Annotated in this window: 4 protein-coding genes; all 4 read right to left on the minus strand. The window is 31.7% G+C overall.

Annotation, left to right across the window (positions count from 1 at the left end):
- Positions 1 to 64: 64 nt before the first annotated feature.
- A complete protein-coding gene (locus ACW2QF_RS08430) occupies positions 65 to 889 on the minus strand; it encodes a hypothetical protein (RefSeq protein ID WP_455715558.1) in 825 nt (274 codons plus the stop codon).
- A gap of 259 nt (positions 890 to 1,148) precedes the next feature.
- Positions 1,149 to 1,991 carry a hypothetical protein gene (locus ACW2QF_RS08435; protein WP_455715559.1) on the minus strand — a complete coding sequence of 281 codons (843 nt, stop codon included), beginning with the start codon at positions 1,989 to 1,991 and terminating at the stop codon, positions 1,149 to 1,151.
- A 9-nt stretch (positions 1,992 to 2,000) separates the two neighbouring features.
- Positions 2,001 to 2,840 carry a hypothetical protein gene (locus tag ACW2QF_RS08440; protein ID WP_455715560.1) on the minus strand — a complete coding sequence of 280 codons (840 nt, stop codon included), beginning with the start codon at positions 2,838 to 2,840 and terminating at the stop codon, positions 2,001 to 2,003.
- Between the two features lie 366 nt (positions 2,841 to 3,206).
- A complete protein-coding gene (locus ACW2QF_RS08445; RefSeq protein WP_455715561.1) occupies positions 3,207 to 3,737 on the minus strand; it encodes a Holliday junction resolvase RecU in 531 nt (176 codons plus the stop codon).
- Positions 3,738 to 3,977 lie beyond the last annotated feature (240 nt).

The raw sequence follows: 3,977 nt of genomic DNA on the forward strand, positions 1-3,977 counted from the left end.
TTTATATCAGCATCTAATAATCTATACTATCACTTAATACTCCATACTTCAATATTTTTTTGTATTATCCTGCCAAATACTTATATATGTTTTTAAAGTAAGCTGTTTCATGATAAGGATCTACACGAACATACCCTTTCTTCTTACCATACTGAAAACAGCCATATATTTTATCTTTTTTTGTTGTAATGCTAAGGAGCTTCACTTTCTTACCTGCACCTAATTTAAATGCAACTTTTTTACTTCCAATTTCACTTGTAAATGTTACTGTACGGTTCGTTTCCAACGTAGAAATAGAACGACCTTCAATCCCACTCTTTACCTTATGAACATGACTCTTAATCTTAACAGCATTGCCATTAACCAAATAAGTTGATTTCCATTTGATAGATGCCAACTGACATGGCATAGATTCACAAGATACAACTATTTTATCTTTAGTTGCAGATGTTATTTCACAGCTTCTTAGACCAGGTTCTACTTTTTTAAAATCAATCACTTCGTCCAACGTTGTTCCATTAAAGGAAAGCAACTTATTAAATTCAAGATTCCCGTTATCTGAGGATTGGGATACATTAATGAACACCTGGTCCCCACTCGTTATTATTTTCATATTGATATCGTAAGCATAAATATCTTTCGGTGTTGTATATGCCTTTTTACCATCCACATATATAATTCCATAGTAATTATAATCTAAATCATCTATAGAACATTGTTTTAGCTTTACTTTCTCTTTCTTACCATCTTGATCTAAATCAATCTGGTACGTCTTATCCTTGGTAGTGTCCATTATAGTTTTTGCATCTACTTGTACATTATGGAAGTGCAAACCTACAAACATCAAAATAATACCTGATACTAATTTCATAATTTTCTTTTTCTTCATTTTCTTTTCCCTCTCTTTCTTAATACTTTTACTCATAATTTTAGATCTATGTATTCTTCACATCTGTTTTTTACCAATAAGATGTTTACATATAAGTTATATTTTACCATAACATCTTGCATTTACATATGATAACATAATACTAAAATTGGAAATACTAAAGTAGTTCCATATTCGTTCCATAAAAAATAGAGCTGTGCACTGCTGATTTTACCACAGCTAGTGCGACAACTCCTTTTTATACCAACTAAAATCGCTTTTACCAATTACTATCACTTCTTGGTGGATATTTCATATCATATATATCCGCCCCATACGGTATATCTAACTTTTTATCAGCTCCTAAAATATATTCTTTTCCGCTGATTTTAAAAATAGAACCTTCTTTATAATCATTTAATACACTATTTCCACTCATAAACATATTATAGTCAGCGTCATAACGTGATTTTGGCACAGCTACCCCACAAATTCCATTCGAATAATAATACTCTCTTTTTTTCGAATCCATTTGTACCGAAAAGAACCCTTCTGATATACCAGCATCATTTAACTTCTGTTTTTGTATATCATGTGAATAGTATAAACTCATATATGTTCCATTTTCAGCTAGCATGTTCCAAAATTCCCCTGTATTGTAACTCTCATCATCTACAATTCCACGTGATGTATTTGAATAAAGCTGTCCTAAACTACCATATGAGCAAGACATTGCATGTGTATTTCCTTTTGAATCTGAAAATTTGTAGTATCTACCTGTGTTAAATATTATCCTATTATTCTCAGCTTTTATCTCCTTACATCTACTTCTGTCAATGTCTGGTATCTGATCTTTAGAAAATTCAAAACCACTAATAAGAAAAGAATTTTCACTTTCACTACAATTTTGAAACTCAAAATTAATCATATCCAGCATCAATGAGGATATATTGTTTTTACTAGAGTTTTTACTAGAGTTTTTATCATATGTACATATGTTTAAACCTGGAACATAACAATCCATCTTGGATGTTTTCTTTGCATCAAACAAAACATTTAGCGCGGAATATCTTGTTCGCTGTAATAATATACCTTGTTTCAAACTAACGACATTCATATTCATACTAATCACCTATTGAACCATTGTACTATACACTGGATACGCATAATATACCTTTAATACTGGTGTAAATGAGGTTACTTTATTATATCCAAAACTTGCTGTCCATGTTGAACCAACTGGTAGATTCATAGACGCTAATTTATTCTTATCCCATGTATAAGTTGATAATGAAAAACTTAATCCTCTACTATTATTAACTAAATTTATAGATGAAACAGAAGTTGTTTTAACCCCTGACATGCTTACGGAATATGCTATTGCACCTTTTGGTACACCAGCTACAGAAGCACCATCAAAATGCGCTGTCTTTGTTCCACCATTTTTAGTCATTGATATAGTACCTTCTCTACATGGAATATCACAACTAGCAACTGAATACGTTGGGCTTCCAATTAAAAACAAATAACTTTCTGACGATGACACACTTCCCTTAATTCTAACATAATAATATCCTGATGAAGCCACGTTAAACTCATAGGCAGTAGGACCAAATCCTGACTTAACATATGTTCCAGAAAAAACTGTATTTCCGTTTGCATCTGCAACTAAATATTCAAATGCATTATCATTGCATGTTATGTACTTAGTTCCACTACTTAAGTATACCTTATACCAGTCTAAATCAGTCGTACTTGAATAGCCATTTACAACATATTGCCCAGCATACGTTCCCTCTGCTGCCCCTTGTGCTGTTTCATTGTTAGCAGTAATCGTTTGTGCTGTTTCAATTGTGTCATTTGGTTCTGTCTCACTCACTGTTTCTGCATGAACACTGATACTTGCAGCACCAAGAATAAAAACCGATACCAAACAAGTTGTAAGAATTTTTGTTAATTTTGTTTTAAACATAACGTAGTCCTCCTTCAATATAAAAAGATTTTTTGTTCCTACTAATAGCAAATTATCCCAACACTGAAGTAACTTAATAGTACATTATTTCTGGTGTATGGAATATATAGGTAAGTTATCTTATCGTACATTGAATTAGAACGCTGTTATCCTGATAATCTTGTCAAAGCTCCGTTTCTTCTTTCAGAATGAAGGTGATTAAAGCTAAATTTTCTTGGTAAGTTGTCTAGTTTTATTTTACTATATTTTCTATTTTTATACAATCATTATTATGAAAATTTTTAGATCTTATTCTGATATGGGGTTTGTATTGAGAAAAAGTACACGGAGGTAGAGCTCCGTTTTAAAAATTCCCATTAGGATCCACTACCTACTGGATAAATCCTGATTCAACATCTCAAGATAATGGACAAATACTCCGTTATGACTTGAAATTTCATAATTCGGTGCTAATTCTTCATATCGAAAACTCTTTCTTCCACCTTTTTGTGCTCTTTCCCAGAAGGCAAATAGTTCTTTAAATCGTAGATAATAAAAATAATCTCTACTAGAATAATAGATGAGTAAGAAAGCTACTCCCCCCTGCTGTTCAAACTCTTTCATGAACTGAATCTGATGTTCATGGACATTTTGTAAAGGAAACGTATCCGTAGCACATTCTTTAGCATCGAAACATACAGGTATCCCCTGTACGGTTCCTATGTAATCAACGGTACTTTTCTGCTCAAAATATGCAAGTGTTATATGTCTTGTTGTTTGATCAATATTAATTGGTTTAATTGGCGTAGGAATCTTCTGAATCAAAGCTAACTTGTTAGCACGATATTTATCATTAGTAAGGTTTATTAGTTCTTCAAGCGTTGATCCACGAAGACCTCTTGAATTCCAAGATGGCATACTGTTATTCCTTTCGTACTTAATATATCTGTATATAGTATACGAAAATTTGTTCGATATATCAAGACAAAGAGTAACAAAAATACACAATAAAAAAGGTGCGACTCTTAAGAGACGTATTACCAAAACTAATACTATCTCTTAGAATCCTACCTCTTATTATTTGCTATTCTTCAACTATATTTTTTTGATAATTCAACTTTTAATATATTATACATAATTGATTTTTCTCTAGTAATT

The sequence above is a fragment of the Anaerosporobacter sp. genome (genome assembly GCF_965301125.1).